This window comes from Qipengyuania flava (genome assembly GCF_019448255.1).
GTDB classification, from domain to species: domain Bacteria; phylum Pseudomonadota; class Alphaproteobacteria; order Sphingomonadales; family Sphingomonadaceae; genus Qipengyuania; species Qipengyuania flava_A.
Genome location: NZ_CP080410.1, coordinates 714,475 through 735,668 on the forward strand (window position 1 = coordinate 714,475; position 21,194 = coordinate 735,668).

General features: G+C 66.0%; 18 protein-coding genes and 1 tRNA gene. 3 read left to right on the forward strand and 16 right to left on the reverse strand.

All coding sequences use genetic code 11. The features are described from left to right. Positions 1 to 4: 4 nt before the first annotated feature. Together acs and KUV82_RS03560 are read left to right on the forward strand one after the other, a co-directional pair. A complete protein-coding gene (gene acs / locus KUV82_RS03555) occupies positions 5 to 1,939 on the forward strand; it encodes an acetate--CoA ligase (protein WP_219955523.1) in 1,935 nt (644 codons plus the stop codon). Positions 1,940 to 1,943: 4 nt separating this feature from the next. Continuing rightward, positions 1,944 to 2,579, forward strand: a complete 636-nt coding sequence (locus KUV82_RS03560) for a response regulator transcription factor (protein WP_219955524.1) — start codon at positions 1,944 to 1,946, stop codon at positions 2,577 to 2,579. Here KUV82_RS03560 and KUV82_RS03565 read toward each other — a convergent pair. The 5 genes from KUV82_RS03565 to KUV82_RS03585 all read right to left on the reverse strand — a co-directional run bounded on the left by KUV82_RS03565 (position 2,549) and on the right by KUV82_RS03585 (position 10,727). Beyond that, a complete protein-coding gene (locus KUV82_RS03565; RefSeq protein ID WP_219955525.1) occupies positions 2,549 to 5,917 on the reverse strand; it encodes a hybrid sensor histidine kinase/response regulator in 3,369 nt (1,122 codons plus the stop codon). The two genes, KUV82_RS03560 and KUV82_RS03565, sit on opposite strands and share 31 nt — an antisense overlap. A 104-nt stretch (positions 5,918 to 6,021) precedes the next feature. Further along, positions 6,022 to 7,797 (reverse strand): sodium:solute symporter family protein, encoded by a 1,776-nt coding sequence (locus KUV82_RS03570; RefSeq protein WP_219955526.1) that lies wholly within the window; start codon positions 7,795 to 7,797, stop codon positions 6,022 to 6,024. 10 nt (positions 7,798 to 7,807) lie between these two features. Further along, positions 7,808 to 8,086, reverse strand: a complete 279-nt coding sequence (locus tag KUV82_RS03575; protein WP_219955527.1) for a DUF4212 domain-containing protein — start codon at positions 8,084 to 8,086, stop codon at positions 7,808 to 7,810. Between the two features lie 114 nt (positions 8,087 to 8,200). Further along, positions 8,201 to 8,872 (reverse strand): exonuclease domain-containing protein, encoded by a 672-nt coding sequence (locus KUV82_RS03580; RefSeq protein WP_219955528.1) that lies wholly within the window; start codon positions 8,870 to 8,872, stop codon positions 8,201 to 8,203. Further along, positions 8,865 to 10,727 carry a DUF294 nucleotidyltransferase-like domain-containing protein gene (locus KUV82_RS03585; RefSeq protein WP_219955529.1) on the reverse strand — a complete coding sequence of 621 codons (1,863 nt, stop codon included), beginning with the start codon at positions 10,725 to 10,727 and terminating at the stop codon, positions 8,865 to 8,867. Before KUV82_RS03585 ends, KUV82_RS03580 begins: the two co-directional genes overlap by 8 nt. 150 nt (positions 10,728 to 10,877) lie before the next feature. Between KUV82_RS03585 and KUV82_RS03590 the strand changes: the two genes are divergently transcribed. Then, positions 10,878 to 10,951, forward strand: a tRNA-Gly gene (locus KUV82_RS03590). Positions 10,952 to 10,967: 16 nt separating this feature from the next. Here KUV82_RS03590 and hemN read toward each other — a convergent pair. The 11 genes from hemN to KUV82_RS03645 all read right to left on the reverse strand — a co-directional run bounded on the left by hemN (position 10,968) and on the right by KUV82_RS03645 (position 21,141). Then, the gene (gene hemN / locus KUV82_RS03595) at positions 10,968 to 12,281 is read right to left on the reverse strand and encodes an oxygen-independent coproporphyrinogen III oxidase (RefSeq protein ID WP_219956199.1); all 1,314 of its coding nucleotides are present in this window, start codon (positions 12,279 to 12,281) and stop codon (positions 10,968 to 10,970) included. Positions 12,282 to 12,289: 8 nt separating this feature from the next. After that, a complete protein-coding gene (locus tag KUV82_RS03600; protein WP_219955530.1) occupies positions 12,290 to 12,535 on the reverse strand; it encodes a hypothetical protein in 246 nt (81 codons plus the stop codon). Next, entirely contained in the window at positions 12,532 to 12,687 is a 156-nt protein-coding gene (gene ccoS, locus KUV82_RS03605; protein ID WP_219955531.1) for a cbb3-type cytochrome oxidase assembly protein CcoS, read from the reverse strand. The genes KUV82_RS03600 and ccoS overlap by 4 nt, the downstream gene beginning before the upstream one ends. Next, positions 12,684 to 14,807 (reverse strand): heavy metal translocating P-type ATPase, encoded by a 2,124-nt coding sequence (locus KUV82_RS03610; protein WP_219955532.1) that lies wholly within the window; start codon positions 14,805 to 14,807, stop codon positions 12,684 to 12,686. The genes ccoS and KUV82_RS03610 overlap by 4 nt, the downstream gene beginning before the upstream one ends. Then, positions 14,804 to 15,250: a FixH family protein gene (locus KUV82_RS03615; RefSeq protein ID WP_219955533.1), complete on the reverse strand. Its 447-nt coding sequence runs from the start codon at positions 15,248 to 15,250 to the stop codon at positions 14,804 to 14,806. Before KUV82_RS03615 ends, KUV82_RS03610 begins: the two co-directional genes overlap by 4 nt. 3 nt (positions 15,251 to 15,253) lie before the next feature. After that, positions 15,254 to 16,852 (reverse strand): cytochrome c oxidase accessory protein CcoG, encoded by a 1,599-nt coding sequence (gene ccoG, locus KUV82_RS03620; RefSeq protein ID WP_258319835.1) that lies wholly within the window; start codon positions 16,850 to 16,852, stop codon positions 15,254 to 15,256. Then, complete coding sequence (gene ccoP, locus KUV82_RS03625; RefSeq protein WP_219955534.1) at positions 16,839 to 17,750, reverse strand: cytochrome-c oxidase, cbb3-type subunit III; 912 nt, start codon at positions 17,748 to 17,750, stop codon at positions 16,839 to 16,841. Before ccoP ends, ccoG begins: the two co-directional genes overlap by 14 nt. Continuing rightward, complete coding sequence (locus tag KUV82_RS03630) at positions 17,740 to 17,904, reverse strand: cbb3-type cytochrome oxidase subunit 3 (protein WP_219955535.1); 165 nt, start codon at positions 17,902 to 17,904, stop codon at positions 17,740 to 17,742. The genes ccoP and KUV82_RS03630 overlap by 11 nt, the downstream gene beginning before the upstream one ends. Then, complete coding sequence (ccoO, locus tag KUV82_RS03635) at positions 17,901 to 18,599, reverse strand: cytochrome-c oxidase, cbb3-type subunit II (protein ID WP_258319878.1); 699 nt, start codon at positions 18,597 to 18,599, stop codon at positions 17,901 to 17,903. Before ccoO ends, KUV82_RS03630 begins: the two co-directional genes overlap by 4 nt. Before the next feature lie 126 nt (positions 18,600 to 18,725). Continuing rightward, entirely contained in the window at positions 18,726 to 20,390 is a 1,665-nt protein-coding gene (gene ccoN / locus KUV82_RS03640) for a cytochrome-c oxidase, cbb3-type subunit I (RefSeq protein ID WP_219955537.1), read from the reverse strand. Positions 20,391 to 20,472: 82 nt separating this feature from the next. Then, positions 20,473 to 21,141 (reverse strand): helix-turn-helix domain-containing protein, encoded by a 669-nt coding sequence (locus KUV82_RS03645; RefSeq protein ID WP_219955538.1) that lies wholly within the window; start codon positions 21,139 to 21,141, stop codon positions 20,473 to 20,475. Positions 21,142 to 21,194 lie beyond the last annotated feature (53 nt).

Genomic DNA, 21,194 nt, shown 5'->3' on the forward strand with positions numbered 1-21,194 from the left:
ACCCATGATCAGCACCGTCCAGCGCATCGACACGGCCCGCGAGACCCATTGCACGCCGGAAATCTACGCGAAGCTCTACCAGCGTTCGGTCGAGGATCCCGACGGCTTTTGGCTCGACCAGGCGGGGCGGCTCGACTGGGTATCCGCGCCGAGCAAAGGTGGCGAGTGGTCCTATGATCCGGTCGATATCGCCTGGTTTGCCGATGGTACACTCAACCTGTGCCACAACGCGGTGGACCGCCATGTCGAGGCCGGACGCGGGGATGCGACCGCGCTGATCTTCGAGCCCGACGATCCGGCCAGCGCGGGGCGCAGCCTGACCTACGCCGAGCTCCAGACCGAGGTCGTCCAGATGGCGAACGCCTTGAAGGCCATCGGTGTCCGCAAGGGCGACCGGGTAACGATCTACATGCCGATGATCGTCGAAGGCGTGCTCGCAATGCTGGCCTGCGCGCGACTTGGCGCGATCCATTCTGTCGTCTTCGGCGGCTTCTCACCCGAGGCGCTTGCGGGGCGTATCGAAGGGTGTGCGAGCCGCTTCGTGGTCACCGCCGACGAGGGGCTTCGCGGGAGCAAGCGGGTGCCGCTCAAGGCCAATGTCGACGCCGCGCTCGCCGAGCCCGACCACGAGACGCCGATCAAGGGGATGCTGGTGGTACGTCACACCGGTACCGACGTCGCAATGACCGAGGGACGCGATCACTGGTACCACGAGGTCGCCAGCGATGCGGATTGCCCGTGCGAGACGATGCAGGCGGAAGATCCGCTGTTCATCCTTTACACCAGCGGATCGACCGGCAAGCCGAAGGGCGTCGTGCACACGACCGGCGGCTATGGCGTGTGGACGGCGACCACGTTCTCCTATGTCTTCGATTATCGCGAAGGCGAGGTGTTTTGGTGCACCGCCGACATCGGATGGATTACCGGGCACAGCTACATCGCTTACGGTCCGCTTTTGAACGGAGCGACGCAGGTCATCTTCGAGGGCGTTCCCAATTATCCCGACCATGGCCGCTTCTGGGATGTTGTCGCCAAGCACAAGGTCAACATCCTCTACACCGCGCCCACGGCCATCCGCGCGCTGATGCGCGAGGGCGATGATTTCGTCACCGGGCACGATCGCTCGTCGCTGCGCCTGCTCGGCACGGTCGGCGAGCCGATCAACCCGGAAGCCTGGCGCTGGTATTTCGAAGTCGTGGGCGAAAAGCGGTGCCCGATCGTCGACACCTGGTGGCAGACCGAGACGGGCGGGGTGATGATCACCACGCTTCCTTCCGCCCACGACATGAAGCCCGGCAGTGCCGGCATGCCCTTCTTCGGGATCCGCCCTCAATTGGTCGATAACGAGGGCGCGGTTCTCGACGGAGCGACCGAGGGGAACCTGTGCATCACGCATAGCTGGCCCGGCCAGGCGCGCACGGTTTACGGCGACCACGAGCGCTTCGAGCAGACCTATTTCAGCACCTACCAGGGCAAGTACTTCACCGGAGATGGCTGCCGCCGCGACGAGGACGGCTACTACTGGATTACGGGCCGGGTTGACGATGTCATCAACGTCTCCGGCCACCGGATGGGAACGGCCGAGGTCGAAAGCGCGCTGGTCAGCCATGCGATTGTCGCGGAGGCGGCCGTGGTCGGCTATCCGCACGATATCAAGGGCCAGGGCATCTACTGCTATGTGACGCTGAACGCCGGAGAAGAGGGATCGGACGAGCTGTACACGGCTCTGCGAAACCATGTCCGCCAGGAGATCGGGCCGATCGCCTCGCCCGACCATATCCAGTTCACCGACGGCCTGCCCAAGACCCGTTCGGGCAAGATCATGCGCCGCATCCTGCGCAAGATCGCGGAGAACGACTATGGCTCATTGGGCGATACTTCGACGCTTGCCGATCCAAGCCTGGTTGATCGGTTGATCGAAGGACGGCAGAACCGTTGACGATATGGCCGAGCGCATTATCATCGCCGACGACCACCCGCTCTTCCGCACGGCGCTGAGCCACGCGGTCGGCAAGGTGTGGCCGGATGCCGAGATTGTCGAAGCATCCAGCGCCGCCGAGGCGAGGGCCGAAGTCAAACGCGGCGCCGAGGCGCTGCTGCTCGATCTGCATATGGAGGATTCGCACGGTCTCAGCGCGCTAATGGACTTCCGCCAGGATTTCCCGGCGTTGCCGGTCGCCATCGTGTCGGCAAGCGAGGAGCCGCGTGTCTACGATGCGGCCAGCCAGCTAGGCGCGGCGGCCTTCATACCGAAGTCTGCCAGCCTCGAGCTTATGCGCGAGGCGCTCGCCTGCGTGCGCGAAGGAGACGGCTGGTTTCCCGAGAGCGACGGCACCACCGATGACGATCTCGCGCGGATCGCAAGCCTGACGCCTGCCCAGCGCCGCATTCTGGGTCAGTTGAGCGAAGGCCTGCTCAACAAGCAGGTCGCCTACGAGCTCGACATCAGCGAGGCGACCGTGAAGGCGCATATCACGGCGATCTTCCGCAAACTTGGCGTAGTGAACCGCACGCAGGCGGTGTTGCTGGCCGGAAAGCTCGACGTCGCTCAGGACGTGGCGGACCCCGCAGCGGGCTGATCCGCTGCAGCGCTGCGCGCCACGCAATCGGAAATGAGTGCGCGCAGCGCTGCCGGGGACGAGGGTTTGAGCAAGCGGTTCGCGCCCATGCGCGCTGCCGCCTTCTCGGTTTCCTCTCCTGCTTCGGCCGTCAGGAGCAGCGCCGGAGGACGGGTGCCCCAGGCCTCGCACAACGCTTCGTAAACGCCGTCGCCGCGCTCCTCCCCGTCGAGCCGGAAATCCATGATTGCAACATCGGGCGGTGTGCCGGTGCGCGCCAGCGCTTCGGCAAGGCTCGCCGCGCAGGTCACGTCGAGGCCCCATTTTTCGAGCAGCACCCGCGTCGCGGTGAGCGCGGCCGGGTCGTTGTCGACCACCAGGATGCGCGCGTTCTCGATGCTCGAAGCGCGGCGTTGCCGAGTGGGGACCGGCTGCGCCCGCGCGCCCCAGCGAAGCACGGGGAGGTGAACGGAAAAGCGGCTGCCACGGCCCAGGATCGATCGCGTGACGACCTCCACCCCCAAAAGCGCGGTGATACGCCGCACGATCGCAAGACCCAGACCCAGGCCCTCGCGGTCACTGGTCTGGCCGCGCTGGAACTCGCCGAACAGCCGCTCGATCTCGTCCTCGGCGATGCCCGGTCCGGTGTCGAACACGCACAGCTCGATCTCGGCGCCCGCGCGGCGCACACCGAGCAACACGCCGCCGCTTTCCGTGTAGCGGATGGCGTTGCTGACGAGATTGCGCACGACACTGGCGAGCATGGCGCGGTCGGTGCGGATCCACACGCTGGTGTGCACGCGCCGCAGCGCCAGTCCCTTCTGTTCGGCCTGCACCGCAAATTCGCGCATGATCTCGTCGAATATCTCGTCGAGGGCGACTGGTTCGGGCCGCGGTTCGATTCCACCTCCGTCAAGCTTCGAGATGTCGAGCAAGGCGCGGATCAGCCGGTCCGCCGAAGTGATCGAGCCGTCGAGATCGTGCACCAGGCGCTCGAGCGGCTCCCGACCGCTCACTTCCTCGCCGAGCGCGGAGGCAAACAGGCGCGCGGCGTTGAGCGGCTGGATCAGGTCGTGGCTGGCCGCCGCGAGGAAGCGGGTCTTGGAGCGGGTCGCCGCCTCCAGCTTCGCGTTCGCCTCGCTCAACTGCTGCGTGCGCTCGGCAACCTTCATCTCGAGCGCCTGCTCCGCGCGCCTGTCGGCGGTGATGTCGCTGTAACTCGTCACATAGCCGCCGCCGGGCGCCGGATTGCCGATGATGCGCATGATCCGCCCATCATGCTGTTCGCGCTCCATCCGATGCGTGCGGCCAGCGCGCATGTGCTCCAGTCGCCGCTCGACCTGCTCCTCGATCTCGGCCTCGGCTACGCCGCCCTGTTCCAGATTGTAGCGGATCAGGTCGGCGATCGGGGTGCCGACATTGGCCAGCGTGTCGGGCAGGGCGAACATCTGCTGGTAGGGCGTGTTCCACGCAACCAGCTTCATGTCGGCATCGACCAGTGCAACTCCCTGGTCGATGTTCTCGATGGCCAGCTGGAGGAGATCGCCGCTGAAAGTGAGGCGCCGGTTCGTCTCGTCGAACATGGCGACGACTTCTTCCAGCGGCACCGGATCGCCTTGCGACCAGCTCGACACCAGCATGCGCGCCGAAGAGGTTCCAACGACGCCCGCAATCAGCCTCTCGGCTTTGGAAAGTACCTGTGGATCGGCAGTCTCGCCGTCACGGTGTTCCGGCCCGATGGCTTCTGCCGCACGGCGCTTGCCGATGAACTGGGCGAGCAGCAGGCGGACGTCGGCGATCCGTTTGGCAGTGGCGAAGGCCGGCCGCGCGCCGGGAGCTGGCGTGCCGACGAAAGCCGCCGCCTGCGCTGCATCAACCAGCGTTTCGCGCCCGAGCGAGGAACCGCCCCAATAGGCAAAGACGTTCGCGCCGAGGCTCAGCAGGACACCAGAGACGAGCGGGTCGGGGTGGATCGCGAAAATCGGCGGCAGGCCAGTCAGCGGCGGCACGATGAGGAGGGCGAGCCAGCAGGCAAAACCGGCCACCAGCCCGCAGATCATGCCGATGCGGTTACCGTGTCGCGTGATCATGCCGAGGACCAGCCCGGGTGCGAATTGCGCCATGGCGGCAAAGGCAAGTGTGCCCAGGCCAGCAAGGTTCGCAGTGGCTCCGAAGCCCAGGTAGAAGAGGTAAGCGGCGAACAGGAGGGCGGCGATGACCAGCCGCCGGATCATCAGCAGCCGCAACCCGAGCCGGGTCCGGTCCGCCTCGCCGGTGAGCTCGCGGCGGAAGACCAGTGGTGAGACAAGGTCGTTGGTGATCATGGTCGACAATGCGACACTGGCGACAACGATCATGCCGGTCGAAGCGGCAAATCCGCCGATGAAGACGAACAGCGCCAGCCCCGCGTTGCCCTGGGCGATAGGCAACGCCATCACGATCGTATCGCCGGGCGTGCCTTCCGGCAGGACGGCGAGGCCGGCGAGCACGATCGGCACGATGACGAGCGAGGTAAGGATCAGATAGCCGGGAAAGACCCACTGCATGGTCGCACTGGCGCGGTCGGTCTGCGCTTCGACAAAGCTCATGTGGAACTGGCGCGGCAGACACAGCGCGGCACAGGCCGCTATCAGAGTGAGCACGGCAAAGCGGGCATCGAATTGAGCTGGCGAGAAGGGCGAGACTGCAGCGGTCCCGGAGGAGGGCAGTCCAGCCAGCAGCACGAGTGCAAATGCCGCGACAGCCAGCAGGGCCAGCAGCTTAACGACCGATTCGACCGCGATTGTAAGCACGAGCCCGGCGTTCTCGCCCGCCCGGTCGCCGCGGCGGGACCCGAACAGGATCGCAAACAGCGCCATGCTCGCGGCGACCAGCAAGACGAGCTCGTCTGCCGACACGCTTGCGCGCAGGTCCGGGTCGAGCGCGAGCAGCGAACTGCCGACCGATTGAAGCTGCAGCGCCATGTAGGGCAGCGATCCGATCGTTGCGATAAGGGTAACGAGGGCTGCGACCGAGGCGCTCTTTCCGTACCGCGCAGAAAGGAAGTCGGCGATGGAGGTGGAGTGCTGCGCTTTTGCCTGCGCGAGGATCCGCCGCACCAGGCCAAAGCCGATCGTGAAAACGAGAACGGGGCCAAGGTAGATCGGCAGGTAATGCCAGCCGGCGCTCGCTGCCGATCCGACCCCGCCAAAAAACGTCCAGCTGGTGCAATAGACCGCAAGGCTGAGCCCATAGACCCAATCGCGGCGCTGCTTCGACTCGCGGTGCCCTGCGCCCACGAGGCGATCTTGCCGCGTGGCAATCCAGAACAGCAGCGCCAGGTACAGCGTCGCTGTGACTACGGCTGCGCCGAACAGCATGGCCAACTCCCTCCGCCTGTCAGCCTATCGCGCGTTTCGCCGCGCGCAAGAAAAAGGGCGGCGCACGAATGCGCCGCCCTTCCTGGGGTGAACCCTATGCGAGCTCAGTGGGCATGGGCGTCTCCGGCTCCGCGCGGGACGCGGATCGAATCCACCAGCTTCTTGATCTCGACCGGCGGGCTTGCCGTAACCTTCGAGACCGCGATGGCGACCGCGAAGTTCAGCACCATGCCGACCACGCCGATGCCTTCGGGCGAAACACCGAACAGCCAGTTCTCCGCTACGTTCGCCGCCGGGTTCGCCAGCTTGAAGTAGAAGATGTAGCCGAAGGTGAAGGCTAGGCCTGAGACCATCCCTGCGATCGCCCCTTCCTTGTTCATGCGCTTCGAGAAGATACCCATGAAGATGGCGGGGAACAGGCTGGCCGCGGCAAGGCCGAAGGCGAAGGCGACCACCTGCGCCACCCACCCGGGAGGATAGATGCCGAGGTAACCGGCCACCACGATCGCCGCCGTGGCCGCGACACGCGCTGCCATCAGCTCGCCCTTCTCCGAAATGTCCGGCTTGAAGGTGGACTTGAGCAGATCGTGGCTGACCGAGCTGGAGATCACCAGCAACAGGCCCGCCGCCGTGGACAGTGCAGCTGCCAGGCCACCGGCAGCCACCAGCGCGATCACCCAGCCCGGCAGGTTGCCGATCTCCGGATTGGCGAGGACCATGATGTCGCGGTCGACATAGACCTCGTTCTCGCTGTCGGCGACCGGCGTGTTGGTCACGACACGCTCGCCAGATGCACCGGTCCCTTCGGCAAACTCGGGCGCGCCTTCGAAGGCGTTCCCGCTGCGGTATTGCATGACGCCGTCGCCGTTCTTGTCCTGGAAGGCGATGAGGTCATTGCGCTCCCAGTTCTTGAACCAGCCCGGGGCCTCGACGTAGCTCGTCTCGTTCACCGTATCGATGAAGTTGATCCGGGCGAAGGCGCCGACTGCCGGAGCCGTGGTGTAGAGCAGGGCGATGAACACCAGCGCCCAGCCGGCCGACTTGCGTGCGTCCGACGCCTTGGGAACGGTGAAGAAGCGCACGATCACATGCGGCAGACCCGCCGTGCCCACCATCAGCGCAAGCGTGATGCAGAACACGTCGATCATGCTTTTCGACCCGTCGGTATATTGCCCGAACCCCAAGTCGCTCAGCACCAGGTTCAGCTTCTGCAGCACGTAGAGTCCGGATCCGTCGTTGACCTGGCTGCCCAGGCCGATCTGCGGGATCGGGTTGCCGGTGATCATGAAGCTCAGGAAGAAGGCCGGCACCATGTAGGCGAAGATCAGCACGCAGTATTGCGCGACCTGCGTGTAGGTGATGCCCTTCATCCCGCCGAGCACGGCGTAGATGAAGACGATGCCCATGCCGATGATGACGCCCCAGAAGATCGGCACGTCGAGGAAGCGCGAGAACACGATCCCCACGCCGCGCATCTGGCCGGCGATATAGGTGAAGCTGATGAAGATCAGGCAGATCACCGCCACCACGCGCGCGGCTTTCGAATAGTACCGCGTGCCGATGAAATCGGGCACGGTGAACTGTCCGAACTTGCGCAGATAGGGCGCCAGAAGCAGTGCCAGCAGCACGTAGCCGCCGGTCCAGCCCATCAGATAGACGGACGCGTCATAGCCGAGGAAGGCGATGAGGCCCGCCATCGAGATGAAGCTTGCCGCGCTCATCCAGTCGGCCGCGGTCGCCATGCCGTTCACGACCGGGTTAACCCCGCCGCCGGCAACGTAGAACTCCTTCGTCGAACCGGCCCGCGACCAGATCGCGATGCCGATATACAGCGCGAAGCTGAGGCCGACGAAAATGTAGATCAGAGTCTGAGTGTCCATGATCGCCTCCTCAGTCGTCGAGATCGTACTTGCGCTCGAGCGTCTTCATACGGACGACGTAGAAGACGATGAGTGCGATGAAGATGTAGATCGAGCCTTGCTGGGCGAACCAGAAACCGAGCGGGTATCCGCCGAGCATGAACTGGTCGAGCCACTCGCGGAACAGGATCCCAGCCCCGAAGGAGCAGGCGAACCAGATCGCCATCAAGGTCACCAGCAAGCGGATGTTGTCGCGCCAGTAAGCGCCCTCCGCCTCGCTCGTTTCGTGCGTATCGGTGTCTTCGGTCATGGCCTCCCCCTCTTTGGTTTTTTCACGGCGATCCCGGCAATTCCGGGAGCATCCCTGGAAGGCTATGGGGTTAACGCCGAGGCCGCGAGAGCGACATAAGTCTAATGGGTGTCTTCAACACTCCAGCGCGCCGAGGCGGACGTCGCCGGGCATGCGGGTGAGCTGGGCGAGCAGGAGCTCGGCGGCGGCCAGCGCGTCGGAGAAGGCATCGTGCTGCTCGTAAGGGGGCAGGTTGTAACGCTTGCGGCAAGAAGCAAGCCGGTAGGCATCGCTGCCGACGAGGTTCGGGTTCAGTCGCCGTTCGAGCGCCAGTGTGCAGATCGCGCGAACGGGCAGGGCTTCCCCGTAGAGCGCCTGCGTCGTCCGCTCGATCGCCTCGCGCTCGATCTGGGCGCCGTGGGCCACGAGGATCCTTCCGCCGAGCGTAGGCACCAGTTTGGCAAGAACGCTCTCCAGGGGCTCGCCGCCGCGCGCGCGTTCTTCGCCAATGCCGTGGACGACCACCGCTTCATCCTTGAGGCGGCGCGCGCTGCGGATGTCGGCAGCTTCTGCCCTACCTAGCGCGATGCCCGAGCGGTCGAAGGGCACCCATCCTGCCTGCAACAGATGCGCCGTGCGCCCGAGACCATCGAGCTCGAAGTCGAGCGCCAGCAGCTTCGCTTCATGAAGGGGGGTGCGGGGCGATGGCCAGCGACACGCTGCATAGTCGCGCAGCAACGGGTTATCGCTCGCTGCAAGTGCAGCGATCCGCCGCCCGAACCGCCAGCTGCGGATGCGCTCACGCAAGGCCGCCCGCCAGATTGCGTTTGAGCGAGTCGAGACCGGCGGCAATCACCTGGAAGGCGTCCTTCAGATAGTCCCGTTCCAATGGGGAAAGGGCGGAGGGGGCAAGGGCATTATCGGGCTCTTCACCCCGGCGCACCTGCGCCGCATGATGTGCGATGCGCAGTTCGTTGACGAGCAGGAAGGCGTCCTTGAGACTCTCGGCGTCGCCGCGCGCCATGCGGCCTGCTTCCGCCAGCGCCTCCAGCCGCTCGGTGGTTCCGATCGCGCCGAGCCCTTCGGACAGCGCGAAGGTACGAGCGATGTCGATGACCGGCAGGATGGCCTGTGCCTTGGCGTCGAACACCTTGCGGCCGCTCTCCGATTTTTCGAGCACGAGGTTGCGAAAGAAACCCAGCGGGACCTTGCTGCGCTGCGCATCGCGGGCAAGGAAGCTCACGAACAGGCCCGAGGCCTGCGTGCGTTCGACCACCTCCTTGTGGAGCGTGCCGACCAGCGCGGCGTCGCCATGGAGCGGGCGCATGTCGAAATAGATCGTCGCGCGAAGGACGCGGTCCTCGTCCGGATTGGCGATCCAGCGCGCATAACGATCGCGCCATTCGCCAAGCGTCAGGCGCTGCTCGGGGTTCTTGGCCATGATCCCGCCCTTGCAATAGACGAAGCCGCACTGGTCGAGCAGGTCCGAGATGCGGGTGCCGAGCCGCTCGAAATAGGCCCGTCCTTCGTCATCGACGCTGTCGTCGATGACGAGCCCGTTATCCTGATCGGAGCCGACCAGCTGTTCGCCGCGCGCGAGCGAGCCGAAGGCGACCAGCGTGTAGGGGACGGGCGGCGGGCCAAATTCCGTCTCGGCGAGTTCGGCCGCCCTGCGGTGAACCGCTTCGCCCAGTGCCGAGGTGAACCGCATGACATGTTCGGCATGAAAGCCCCCGGCTTCCATTCGTGCAAGCCCCTCCGGAATCTGCTGTGCTGCGGCAATCAGCGCTTCGGGCGTCGCGGCCTTGGCGACAAGCATGCCGGTATCGATAGCGCTGTCGCCAAGGTGGGCGAGGATATCGGTCGCGCTGAGGATGGCCACCAGCTCGCCGGCGCCTCCGCGGACAGGGATATGCCGGAACCCGCCTGCAGCCATCAGCGCCATCGCCTCTGCCGCGGTGGCCTGCGTGGGAAGGGTGCGCGGGTCGCTCGTCATGACCTCGGCGATTGGCGTGTCGAAGGGACGCTGCGCGGCCACCACTCGCGTGCGCAGGTCCTTATCGGTGAAGATGCCCACGAGCCGGCCCTCGTCGCACACCGCCAGCGTGCTCACGTCGCGCGCGCTCATAAGCGCTGCCGCTTCCGCGACGCTGAGGTCGGGGCCGCAGGACACCGGTTGCTTGTGCGTAAGCAGGGCATCGATGGTGGCGTGCTGCAGCGCGCTCGACCGGTTCGCCCGCAGGTCGCGTACGGCGCTGCGAATGCGTTCGTTCTCGCTCTCGTTGAAATAGTCCGCGACCGCCGGGCAGGCTTCGCGCAAGCGATGGAATTCTTCAGCGGGTAGGCAGTACAGCAGTGTGTCCTCGAGCGCGCGCGTCGTGTTGCGCACTTCGCCGCCGCGCAGCAGCGAGGGATAGGCAAAGCAGCCCCCCTGGCCGAGGCGCATGGTCAGTTCCTCGCCCGCCAGCCGGAGCTCGACTGCGCCGCTGCGCAGCACGAACAGCTGCTCGTTGCGTGTGCCGGCCTCGAGTATGGTCTCGCCTGCGCGCGCATAGCGCACCGTCACCTGCCGCGCAGCGCGCGCCACCTCGTCCTCGCCGAGCCGGTCGAAGGGCGCGGAGGCGGCGAGAAAGGCGCGGATCTGGCTGAGTTCATTCGCCATACGGCGAACCTAGCAGCGAAGCGGCGTATTGGCTGCCCGACATTGGTCGCAGGCCCATAGGCCCCATTCTCCCGGTTGACCGCGCAGCCGGACCGCGTAAGGGACAGCGAAGATCGCCGCGCCGGACAATGGCGCGCGATCGATGTGCAGGCGGGTGTAGCTCAATGGTAGAGCAGCAGCTTCCCAAGCTGACGACGAGGGTTCGATTCCCTTCACCCGCTCCAGCCTGTCTTCTTTAATTCAGACCGCCGAACTGAACCGGCGCGCCGATTGCGTGCGGTAGGGATCGAACAGCGCGGCAATGGTGCGCGCATAGGGCAGGCCTTCTGGCAGGACCGTGAGCCATTCCTCATCGAGCGAGGCCAGCCCCCGTTCGAGGAACGGCGCAAGGCGCGGCTTCACGCTCGCAAGCAGTTTCCCGCCAACCCGTGCGCGTCCATCGCACAGCAGCCGCTCGATCACCGCGCCGCGGTAGCGATCGTCCGGTGTGCGCGCGATCCCGCGATTCACGGGGGACAGGCCTTGCGATGCCAGCATGCGGTAGCGGCCCGAGTTCTTCTCGTTTTGTGCAAGGAGGCCGGGAAAGCTGCTGATGGCCGATGCCCCAAGGCCCAGCAGGACCGGGCTCTGGTCGTCGGTGAATCCCTGGAAATTGCGTCTTAGCGTGCCGGCGAGCGCGGCCTTGGCCAGCGGGTCGCCCCCGGGCTTGGCAAAATGGTCGAAACCCACGGGCGCATAGCCATGGGTGACAAGATAGCTGTAGCCGAAGGATGCCATGGCGAAGCGCTCGTCCTGTCCGGGCAAGGCGCTGTCGTCGATCGCGCGCTGGCGCGGCACGATATGCGGGACATGCGCGTAGCCGAACAGCGCGATCCGGTCCGCGCCCAGCACCCGTGTGCGCTGCAGCGTGTCGCGCAGGTCGGCTCGCGTTTGACCGGGAAGACCGTACATCAGGTCGAAGTTGAGCGAGGTGACGCCCGAACCGCGCAGCCAATCGACCGTCCGGACGATCAGGTCCTCCCCCTGCTCACGCCCGATCGCCTTTTGACAGTGTTCGGCAAAGGTCTGGACGCCGAGGCTGGCGCGGGTGATGCCGACGGCCGCGATGGCCTGGGCCCAATCCTCGTCCATCGTGCGCGGATCGAGCTCGATGGAGAATTCCGGGTCGACGAGGTCGAAATGGACTGTCAGCGCATCGACCAGCCGGACGAAGTCGACTGGCGAAATCGCGTTGGGGCTCCCGCCGCCAAAGGCAATGCGGCGAATGCGCGCGCCTGCTGGCAAGAGGCCGCCGACCAGTTCGATCTCGCGGTGCAGGGCGGCAAGGTAGGAATCGAGCCGCTGGCGCCGGTTGGCGCGTCCCGTGTTGCAGCCGCAGTAGAAGCAGATCTTCTCGCAGAACGGAATGTGGAGGTAGAGCGATACGTCGCCCTCCACCGAATCCATCGCCTCGAAATAGCGCGCGGGGGTCAGGTCGCCGAACTCGGCGGCGGTCGGAAAGCTCGTGTACCGCGGGACCGGGGTTGCGAGCAGGTCGGGATGATAGGGCCACATGGCCAGCGTCATGCATCGGCGGGCGAGGGGCGTCCTTGCGCTGGATCAAAGCGTTTGCGGCAATTGCCGGCGTGGCAGCCTTTCGTGCGGCAAGGCTCGGCAGGCGCGTCGTCCTTCCGGGGCAGATCGATGGTGATCGTGCGGGTCACGCCATCCGGCCCGCACAGCAGGGCCGTGACGCTCGTCCCCGCTGTCGGCAGAGGCCCCACGATCATCGGCAGGAGCGCGGCAAGGGCAATGTGTGCGGCGCTCATGCCGGCTCGTCCTCGTCATCGTCGATCAGGATGCGCTGGGCGGCCCCGTCGAGATCCTCGAACTGTCCGCTGCGCATCGCCCAGAAGAACACCGCCAGCCCGAAAGCGCCCATGCCGAGCGCGATGGGGATGAGGAAGGCGAGCCCGCTCATCGCGCAGCCCGGGCAAGGCGCAGCGAATTGGCGACCACCACCAGCGAGCTCAGAGACATGGCGACGGCAGCGATCAGCGGCGTGACCATGCCGGCCAGCGCGAGCGGCACGGCGCAGACGTTGTAGATGACCGCGAAACCGAAGTTTTGCCGAACAATCGCCATGGTCTTGCGGGCAATGCGAATGGCAAGCGATACGGGGGCAAGCGCCTCGCCCACGAAGACGGCATCGGCCGCCTGCTGGCTCGCGTCGCTGGCCGTGCCGGGGGCAATCGATGCGTGGGCAGCGGCGAGTGCGGGCCCGTCGTTCAGACCGTCGCCGACCATGAGCGGCTTGTGACCGGCGGCCTTCAGTGCTTCGAGCCGGGCCAGTTTTGTCGCCGGGCTTGCATCGCCTTCGCCGGGGATGGCGAGGGTGCGGCAGGCCGCCTCGACCGCCGGTGCACGGTCGCCCGAAAGCACGCGCGCCGCTACGCCCTGGCCTTCGAGCGCGCGAAGCGTCTCGGCAGCGTCACGGCGCAGGGGGTCCGAAAATCCGATGATCCAGGTTTGCGAGCCGATGCGCAGCTGTGTGGCGAGCGTGTCCGTTGCGGTGGCTGCGCGCTCCAGCGCTACGGTGTCACCGTACCACAGGCCGCGCAGGCCCTCGCCGCTGGTTTCGCGGATGGAATCGACCTGCGCCGGAGTAACACCGGCTCCTGCGAGGCTTGCGGCCAGGCCGCGGCTCAAGGGATGGCGGCTCGACTGGGCGAGGGCGAGCGCGACAGGGCGGGCATCTTCGGGAAGCCCGTCGATTTCGGCGCGCGGTTCGCCCAGCGTCAGCGTGCCGGTCTTGTCGAACAATGCGGTGTCGACTTCGGCAAGGCGTTCCAGCGCGCTGCCATCCTTGACCAGCAGGCCCCGGCGGATGAGCGCACCCGAAGCGACGACCTGGGCGGCGGGCACGGCTAGCCCGATGGCGCAGGGGCAGGTGATGATCAGCACCGCGATCGCGATGACGAGCGATTGGTGCCAGCCCGCGCCTGCGATCATCCAGCCTGCAAACGCAAGTGCGGCAAGGCTGTGAACTGCCGGTGCGTAGGCGCGCGAGACACGGTCGGCGATACGGACATAGCTGCTGCGCGATTGGCCCGCCTCGTCCATCAGACGCGCGATTTCCGCGAGCGCCGTGTCGCCTTCGACTGCGGTCACGCTGACCTGCAGCGGCGATGTGAGATTGATCGCTCCGGCGTGCACCGTGTCGCCCACACCCACGGCGACTGGCGTGCTCTCACCCGTCAGCATGGCGTTGTCGAGCGCGCCGGTGCCCTCGATCACCTCGCCATCGGCGGCCAGCGCTTCGCCTGCGGCGACCAGCATGACCATGCCCGGCTCAAGTTCGCTGGCCGCGCGGCGCTCGGTCGTGCCATCGGCCTTCAGAACCTGCGCGCTCTTGCCCATGCGGCTCAGCAACGCCCCGATCCCGGCGCGCGTGCGGTTGCGCATGGTCGCATCGAGCGCCCGCCCCGCAAGCAGGAAGAACAGCAGCATGACCGCACTCTCGAAATAGGCGTGCTCGCCCCCGGTCAGCGTTTCGTAGAAGGACAGGGCGGTCGCCAGCAGCACCCCGATCGATATCGGCACGTCCATGTTTGTGCGGCGATAGCGCAGGGCCATGGCCGCGCTCGCAAAGAAGGGGCGGCCCGAATAGGCGATAACCGGCAAGGCGATCAGCGCCGAAAGCCAGTGAAACAGTTCGCGGGTGACGCCGCCCGCGCCCGACCAAACGGCAACCGAGAGCAGCATGATGTTCATCATGCCGAAGCCGGCCACGGCCAGCGCGCGCAGCAGCTGCTTTGCGTCGCGATCGTCCTGTCCGAGCGGGTTGGCAGCCACTGGCTGCGCTTCGAAGCCGAGCTGGCGCAAGGCGACGACGAGGTCGCCTTCGTCCAGGCTTGCTGCGTGACGCACCGCGACGCGCTTGGCGGAGAAGTTGACGCGCGCCGTCTCGACACCTTCTATCGCACCGAGCCCGCGTTCGATCTTCGCAATGCAGCCTGCGCAGCGCATGCCCGGCACGGTCAGCCGGGTGTCGCGTATCTCCTCGCGCTGGGGCGTTTCGATAGCGGTGTGTGCGGTCATCCCACCGGCCTCTCGATCCGCATTTCGCGTGCGCCGTCGGTCAGCGTGATCCGGGCAAGCCAGCGGCCTTCGGGAATGCGCTGGGTGCTCAGCAGCCGCCCGCCTTCGTCGAGCACGATGGCGAGCGAGACGGTTTCATCGCTGCCAAGGGGGCGGCGTAGCTCAGCCGTGCCCGAGATGTGATCGGGCGTGCCCTGCGTCACAACTTCCAGCCGCCCGTCGCCGCTGCGACCGACCTCGGCTTTCCAGCCCAGCCGGTTCTGGCGTTCGGCCGCGTCGAGATAGTCGTTGAAACGCTGGCTCTCGACATAGGTGTTCTCGACCAACACCCCGCCAAAACTGCCGACAGCGCGGCTGGCCATGAAGAAATTGACCGCCGCGACCGTGCCGAAGAAGGCGATCATGAGGGCGGCGAAATGCCATCCGGTGAAGCGCGTCGTCATGTCCTAGTCCTCCGGCGCGTCGAAGCGCGTTTCGCTGCGGTCGGCCTCGGGCTGCCGGTCGCTTGTTGTGAGTGTGAAGGCGAAGTCCTGCTGGCGCGTCCCCGCAGGGGCGGCGACGTAGGCGCGCACTGTGCGGGTCTCGTCGGCGGGTACTTCGAGCGTATGGCGGCGCGCGGCTTCGGTGAGGGGGATGGTGTCGGTCCAGATCCGCCCGCCCTCGAGCCCTTCGATGGCCAGCTCCATGGTGCGCGGTGTCTGGGTCATGTTGCGCAGCTTGAGCGTGTAGGAATTGCGCACCGACCCGTCGCTCAGCAGCATGAAGGGCGGGTTGCGATCGGGCGAGACCGTCAGGTCGAGCCGCGTGCGCGTGCCGAGCGCAAAGAGCAGGGCGAGGCCGATGGCCGACCACACGCCGAGATAGACCAGCGTGCGCGGCCGCAGCAGTGCCTTCCACGCCGGCCGGGCATGCCCGCCAGCTGCCTCGCGCTCGCAATCCTCGAGCGTTGCGTAGTCGATCAGGCCGCGCGGTCGGCCGATGTCCTTCATAACCCGGTCGCAGGCGTCGATGCACAGCGCGCAAGTGATGCAGCCGATCTGCGGCCCTTCGCGAATGTCGATACCCGTCGGGCAGACCTGCACGCATTCGGTGCAGTCGATGCAGTCACCATACCGGCCCGGGTTTTTCTGCGCCTTCTTCACGCTGCCGCGCGGTTCGCCGCGCCAGTCCTTGTAGGTGACCATCAGCGAATGCTCGTCCATCATCGCTGTCTGGATACGCGGCCAGGGGCACATGTAGATGCACACCTGCTCGCGCATGAACCCGCCGAGCGTGAACGTCGTGGCAGTCAAAATGGCCACGGTCGCGTAGGCGATCGGATCGGCCTGGAGCGTGAAGAAATCGCGGAAGAGCGTCGGCGCATCGGCGAAATAGAGAATCCACGCGCCGCCGGTTGCAAAGGCGATCAGCAGGTAGATCAGCCACTTGAACCCGCGCCGGGCGATCTTGGCCGGTCCCCAGGGCGCCTTGTCGAGCCGGGCGCGGGCGTTGCGGTCGCCGTCGATCAGGCGGTCGATGTGCTGGTAGAGATCGGTCCACACCGTCTGTGGGCAGGCGTAGCCGCACCACGCACGGCCGACCGCGCTGGTGACGAGGAACAGGCCGATCCCCGCCATAATGAGCAGGCCCGCTACGAAGTAGAACTCGTGCGGCCAGATCTCGATGCCGAACATGAAGAAGCGGCGGTTGGCAAGGTCGACCAGCACCGCCTGGTCGGGTGCATAGGGCCCTCGGTCCCAGCGGATCCAGGGGGTCAGGTAGTAGATCCCCAGCGTGACCAGCATGACCAGCCACTTGAAGCGCCGGAAAGGCCCGTCGATGCGCTTGTTGTGGACCTGCTTGCGCTTCTCGTAGAGCTTCTCGGGCAGATGCGTGCGAGGCGGCTCGTGCGGCTCGTGGCGCCGGGTTGCGGCACCCGGCGATGCCACCGCGCTCGACACGGGCGCGTTGGTCTTGGCGATGCCATCCTCGACGACGACCGACCAGTCGCGGCCGTCGCCGGGCTTGCCGCCAGGTCCGGGGCCGGGGGCGTCAGGGTTGCTCATCGACTTCGGCGGCCGGCTCTTCTTCCGGCAGCTCCACGAAGTCTTCCCCGCCCCCCAGCGAGTGGACATAGACGGTCAGCATCTTGATCGTCACCGGATCGAGGCGGTCCTTCCACCCGGGCATCGCGCCCATCTTGGGGTTCAGGATCTGCGCCCGGATCGCGTCTGCGCTGCCGCCACGCAGCCAGATCGCATCGTTAAGGCGCGGGGCGCCCAGCGTCCGGTCGCCTTCACCCACCGGTCCGTGGCAGATGGCGCAATTGTCGGCATAGGCCTGCGCGCCAATCGGGTCGGGATCGGCCCGGCCGCTCAGCGACTGGACGTGCTGGACGAGGCTGGCGAGCTGATCGCGGTCGAACATGCCTTCGAAAGCGGGCATGGCGCCCTGGCGTTCGTCTGCATCGGGCTGGCGGATACCGTGCGTGACCGTGTATTCGATCGCGGTCAAATCGCCGCCCCAGATCCAGTCGTCGTCATTGAGGTTGGGATAGCCCAGCTCCTGGTTACCGGCCGCGCCCGAGCCGTGGCACTGCACGCAGTTCACCTTGAAGGCCGCCGCCCCTCCGCCGAGCGCGCTCTGCAGCAGTTCGGGATCGGCCGAGAGCTTTTCGATATCGGTAACCGCGATCCGCTCGTTCACCGACAGGCGCGCCTGGTCGGCAAGGCTGATCTCCTCGGCCAGCTGGCCGCGGCTCGACCAGCCGAGCAGGCCTTCGGTGGCCTTGCTGATCATCGGCAGGGCAGGATAGGCGATCACGTAGCCGATGGCCCATACGACCGTCGCGTAGAAGGTCCACAGCCACCAGCGCGGCAGCGGCGTGTTGAGCTCTTCGATACCGTCCCACTCGTGGCCGACATATTCCGTGCCGGTCGGTTCATCGATGCGCTTATTCGCCATCGTCTTGCCCCTCGAAAATGGAGTTGGCCGCGGTTTCGTTGCGGCTCTTGGCACCGGGCCGGAAGGGCCAGGCGCACAGGATCAGGAACAGCACCACCATGATGGCGAGGCCGTAGCTGTCGGCGAAATGGCGCAGGGTTTCGTAGTCGCTCACCGGCCCGTCTCCGTCGCAAGGGTTTCCTGCGCCGCGGCGCTGTCGACATCGACCAGCGTGCCGAGCATCTGGAGATAGGCGACCAGCGCATCCATCTCGGTCAAGCGGCCCGGGTTGCCGTCGAAATCACGGATCTGCGCCTTGGGATAGCGGGTCTCCAGATCGCCGGGGTCAAGGTCCGGATTGCCCTGGGCGGCAAGATCGGCATCGGCGCTCGCGATGTCTTCGTCACTGTAGGGCACACCGACCGTCCTCAGCGCAGCGAGATTGTCGCCCGCATCGGGAAATTTGAGCTCGGTTTTGCTGAGGAAGGCGTAGGACGGCATCACGCTTTCCGGCACCATCGCCTGCGGGTTTTCGAGGTGCTGGACGTGCCATTCGTCCGAGTAGCGTCCGCCCACACGCGCCAGGTCCGGCCCGGTACGCTTCGAGCCCCACTGGAAGGGGTGGTCGTACATGCTTTCCGCGGCGAGGCTGTAGTGTCCGTAGCGCTCCACCTCGTCGCGGAAAGGGCGGATCATCTGGCTGTGGCAGGTGTAGCACCCTTCACGGATGTAGATGTCCCGTCCCGCCAGCTCGAGCGGGGTATAGGGCCGCATGCCGTCCACTTCCTCGATCGTGTTGTCGATCCAGAACAGCGGCGCGATCTCGACAATGCCGCCGATGGTCACGGTCAGCAGGGTCGCCACCGCCATCAGCGTGACATTGCGTTCGAGGCGCTTGTGGCCCTTCACGGTCGCTTCCACATCGGGCGGTTCCTGCGAGAGGGGACGGGCCGCGATCGCGTCTTCGGGTTTATCGGTCATGGTCTCCTGGCTCCCTTATTCGGCCGGTACGGCGGTGGGAGGAATGGGGCGGTCGGCCTCTTCGTCATGCGGCGTCTCGGTCATCGGCGCTTCGTCGCGCACCCGGCCGGCCAGCGTCTGCCAGACGTTGAACAGCATGATCAGGAAGCCCGAGAGGTAGAGCAGGCCGCCGAAGGCACGCAGCAGGTACATGGGGTGCAGCGCGGCGACCGTGTCGGCAAAGCTGTTCACGAGGTAGCCGTCGGCACCGTATTCGCGCCACATCAGGCCCTGGGTGATGCCTGCCACCCACATGCTGGCGGCGTAGAAGACGATCCCCAGCGTCGCGAGCCAGAAGTGCCAGTTGATCATGCGCAGGCTGTAGAGCCGCTCACGCTTCCACAGGCGCGGCGCGAGGTAATAAACGCAGGCGAAGGTGATCATCCCGTTCCATCCCAGCGCGCCGGAATGGACGTGGCCAATGGTCCAGTCGGTGTAGTGCGACAGGCTGTTCACCGCCTTGATGCTCATCATCGGGCCTTCGAAGGTGCTCATGCCGTAGAAGGCGAGCGCCATCACCATCATGCGGATGATCGGGTCGGTGCGGACCTTGTCCCAGGCGCCGTTCAGCGTCATCAGGCCGTTGATCATGCCGCCCCAGCTGGGCATCCACAGCATCACCGAGAACACCATGCCCAGCGTCTGCGCCCAGTCGGGCAGCGCCGTGTAGTGAAGGTGGTGCGGACCTGCCCAGATGTAGAGGAAGATCAGCGACCAGAAGTGGATGATCGACAGGCGGTAGGAATAGACCGGGCGTTCGGCCTGCTTGGGCACGAAGTAGTACATCATCGCGAGGAAGCCTGCGGTCAGGAAGAAGCCGACCGCGTTATGGCCGTACCACCACTGGGTCAGCGCATCCTGCACGCCGGCAAAGGCGCTGTAGCTGCGCGAGCCGAGGAAGCTGACCGGCACCGCGAGGTTGTTGACCACGTGGAGCATGGCCACGGTGATGATGAAGGCGAGGAAGAACCAGTTCGCCACGTAGATGTGGGGTTCCTTGCGCTTCACGATCGTGGCGACGAAGACGATCAGGTAGCAGACCCAGACGATCGTCAGCCACAGGTCGACGTACCATTCGGGCTCGGCGTATTCCTTCGACTGGGTGACCCCCAGCAGGTAGCCGGTCGCGGCCAGCACGATGAACAGCTGGTATCCCCAGAAGACGAAGCGGGCCATGCCGGGCAGCGCCAGGCGCGCGCGACACGTGCGCTGGACGACATAGAGGCTCGTGGCCAGCAGCGCGTTGCCGCCAAAGGCGAAGATCACCGCGCTCGTGTGCAGCGGCCTGACGCGCCCGAAATTCAGATAGGGCTCGAAGTTGAGCTGCGGGAAGGCCAGCTGGAGCGCGATGAAGAGGCCCGCAAGGAAGCCCGCTAGGCCCCAGAACAGGGTTGCCAGCGTCGCCCAGCGTACCACGTCATCGTCATAGGTCGATTGCGCATTTGGCGCAGCGAGGATGCCGAGCTTGGCCGACGGGTCGAAGCCCGAGGCCGAAACCCAGATCATCACGAACGCCACAATGGCAATAATCGTCGCGTGCGCGGCAAAGCCCGCGTCGCGCGCCGCCACGATGGCCGCCAGGGCAAGGAGCATTACTCCGAACCACAGGCCTATCCGGCCCAGGGCTTTCTCCGCATGCATGTCAGTCTCCGTCCATTTCCCGTCCGCCCTAGGCCGCGCCCGGCCGGCGAACATTGATCCAGCGCAAAATTGGCAAAGGTCCTCAGCGACCCACTTCAAGAAAGCCCGCTCGGGCGGCGAGAGCGGCGGGATCGCGCAGTGTCACGCCCGATCGTCCCGTGGTCTCCACCAGCCCTTCCTCGCGCAGCAGAGTGAACTGCCGGCTGACCGTTTCGATGGTCAGGCCGAGGCTTTCGGCAATGTCCCGCCGCGACATGGGCAGGTCGAGCGCGACGCCGTCCTCCGTGTGCCGGCCGATCCGCTCGGCAATCGACAAGAGGTAGCTGGCAAGGCGTTCCGGCGCGCTCTTGCGCCCAAGGCCAATGGATTTCTCGCGGCAGCGCGCCAGCGAGAGGCGAGCCGCGCTCAGAAGGTTGCCCATCACCGCTGCGTTGCCTTGGCAAATCCCGATGAGCGCCTCGTAGCCGATGGCCTCGATCCGGCACGGCTCAAGCGCCACCAGCGAATAGGCGTGGGCCGAACGCGCGGGCACGCAGACCAGGTCACCCGCAAACTGAAAGGCGACGATCTGATCGCGTGCATCCGACGCATGGGCGACGAGCTTCATTGACCCCTTGGCGATGAAGACAAGCCGGTCGCCGCGCTCGCCCAAGGATGCGCGCTCGTCTTTCTCCACGCAAAGGCCGTCGGTTTCGGCCAATAGGGCCAGGTGGAGGCCGTCGCGCCGATCATCGGCGCCAAGCCGCGCCATCAGGGATTCGGGTCTGTCGAGGGTTTGAACCATGCGCCGCTGGTTGGCGCACG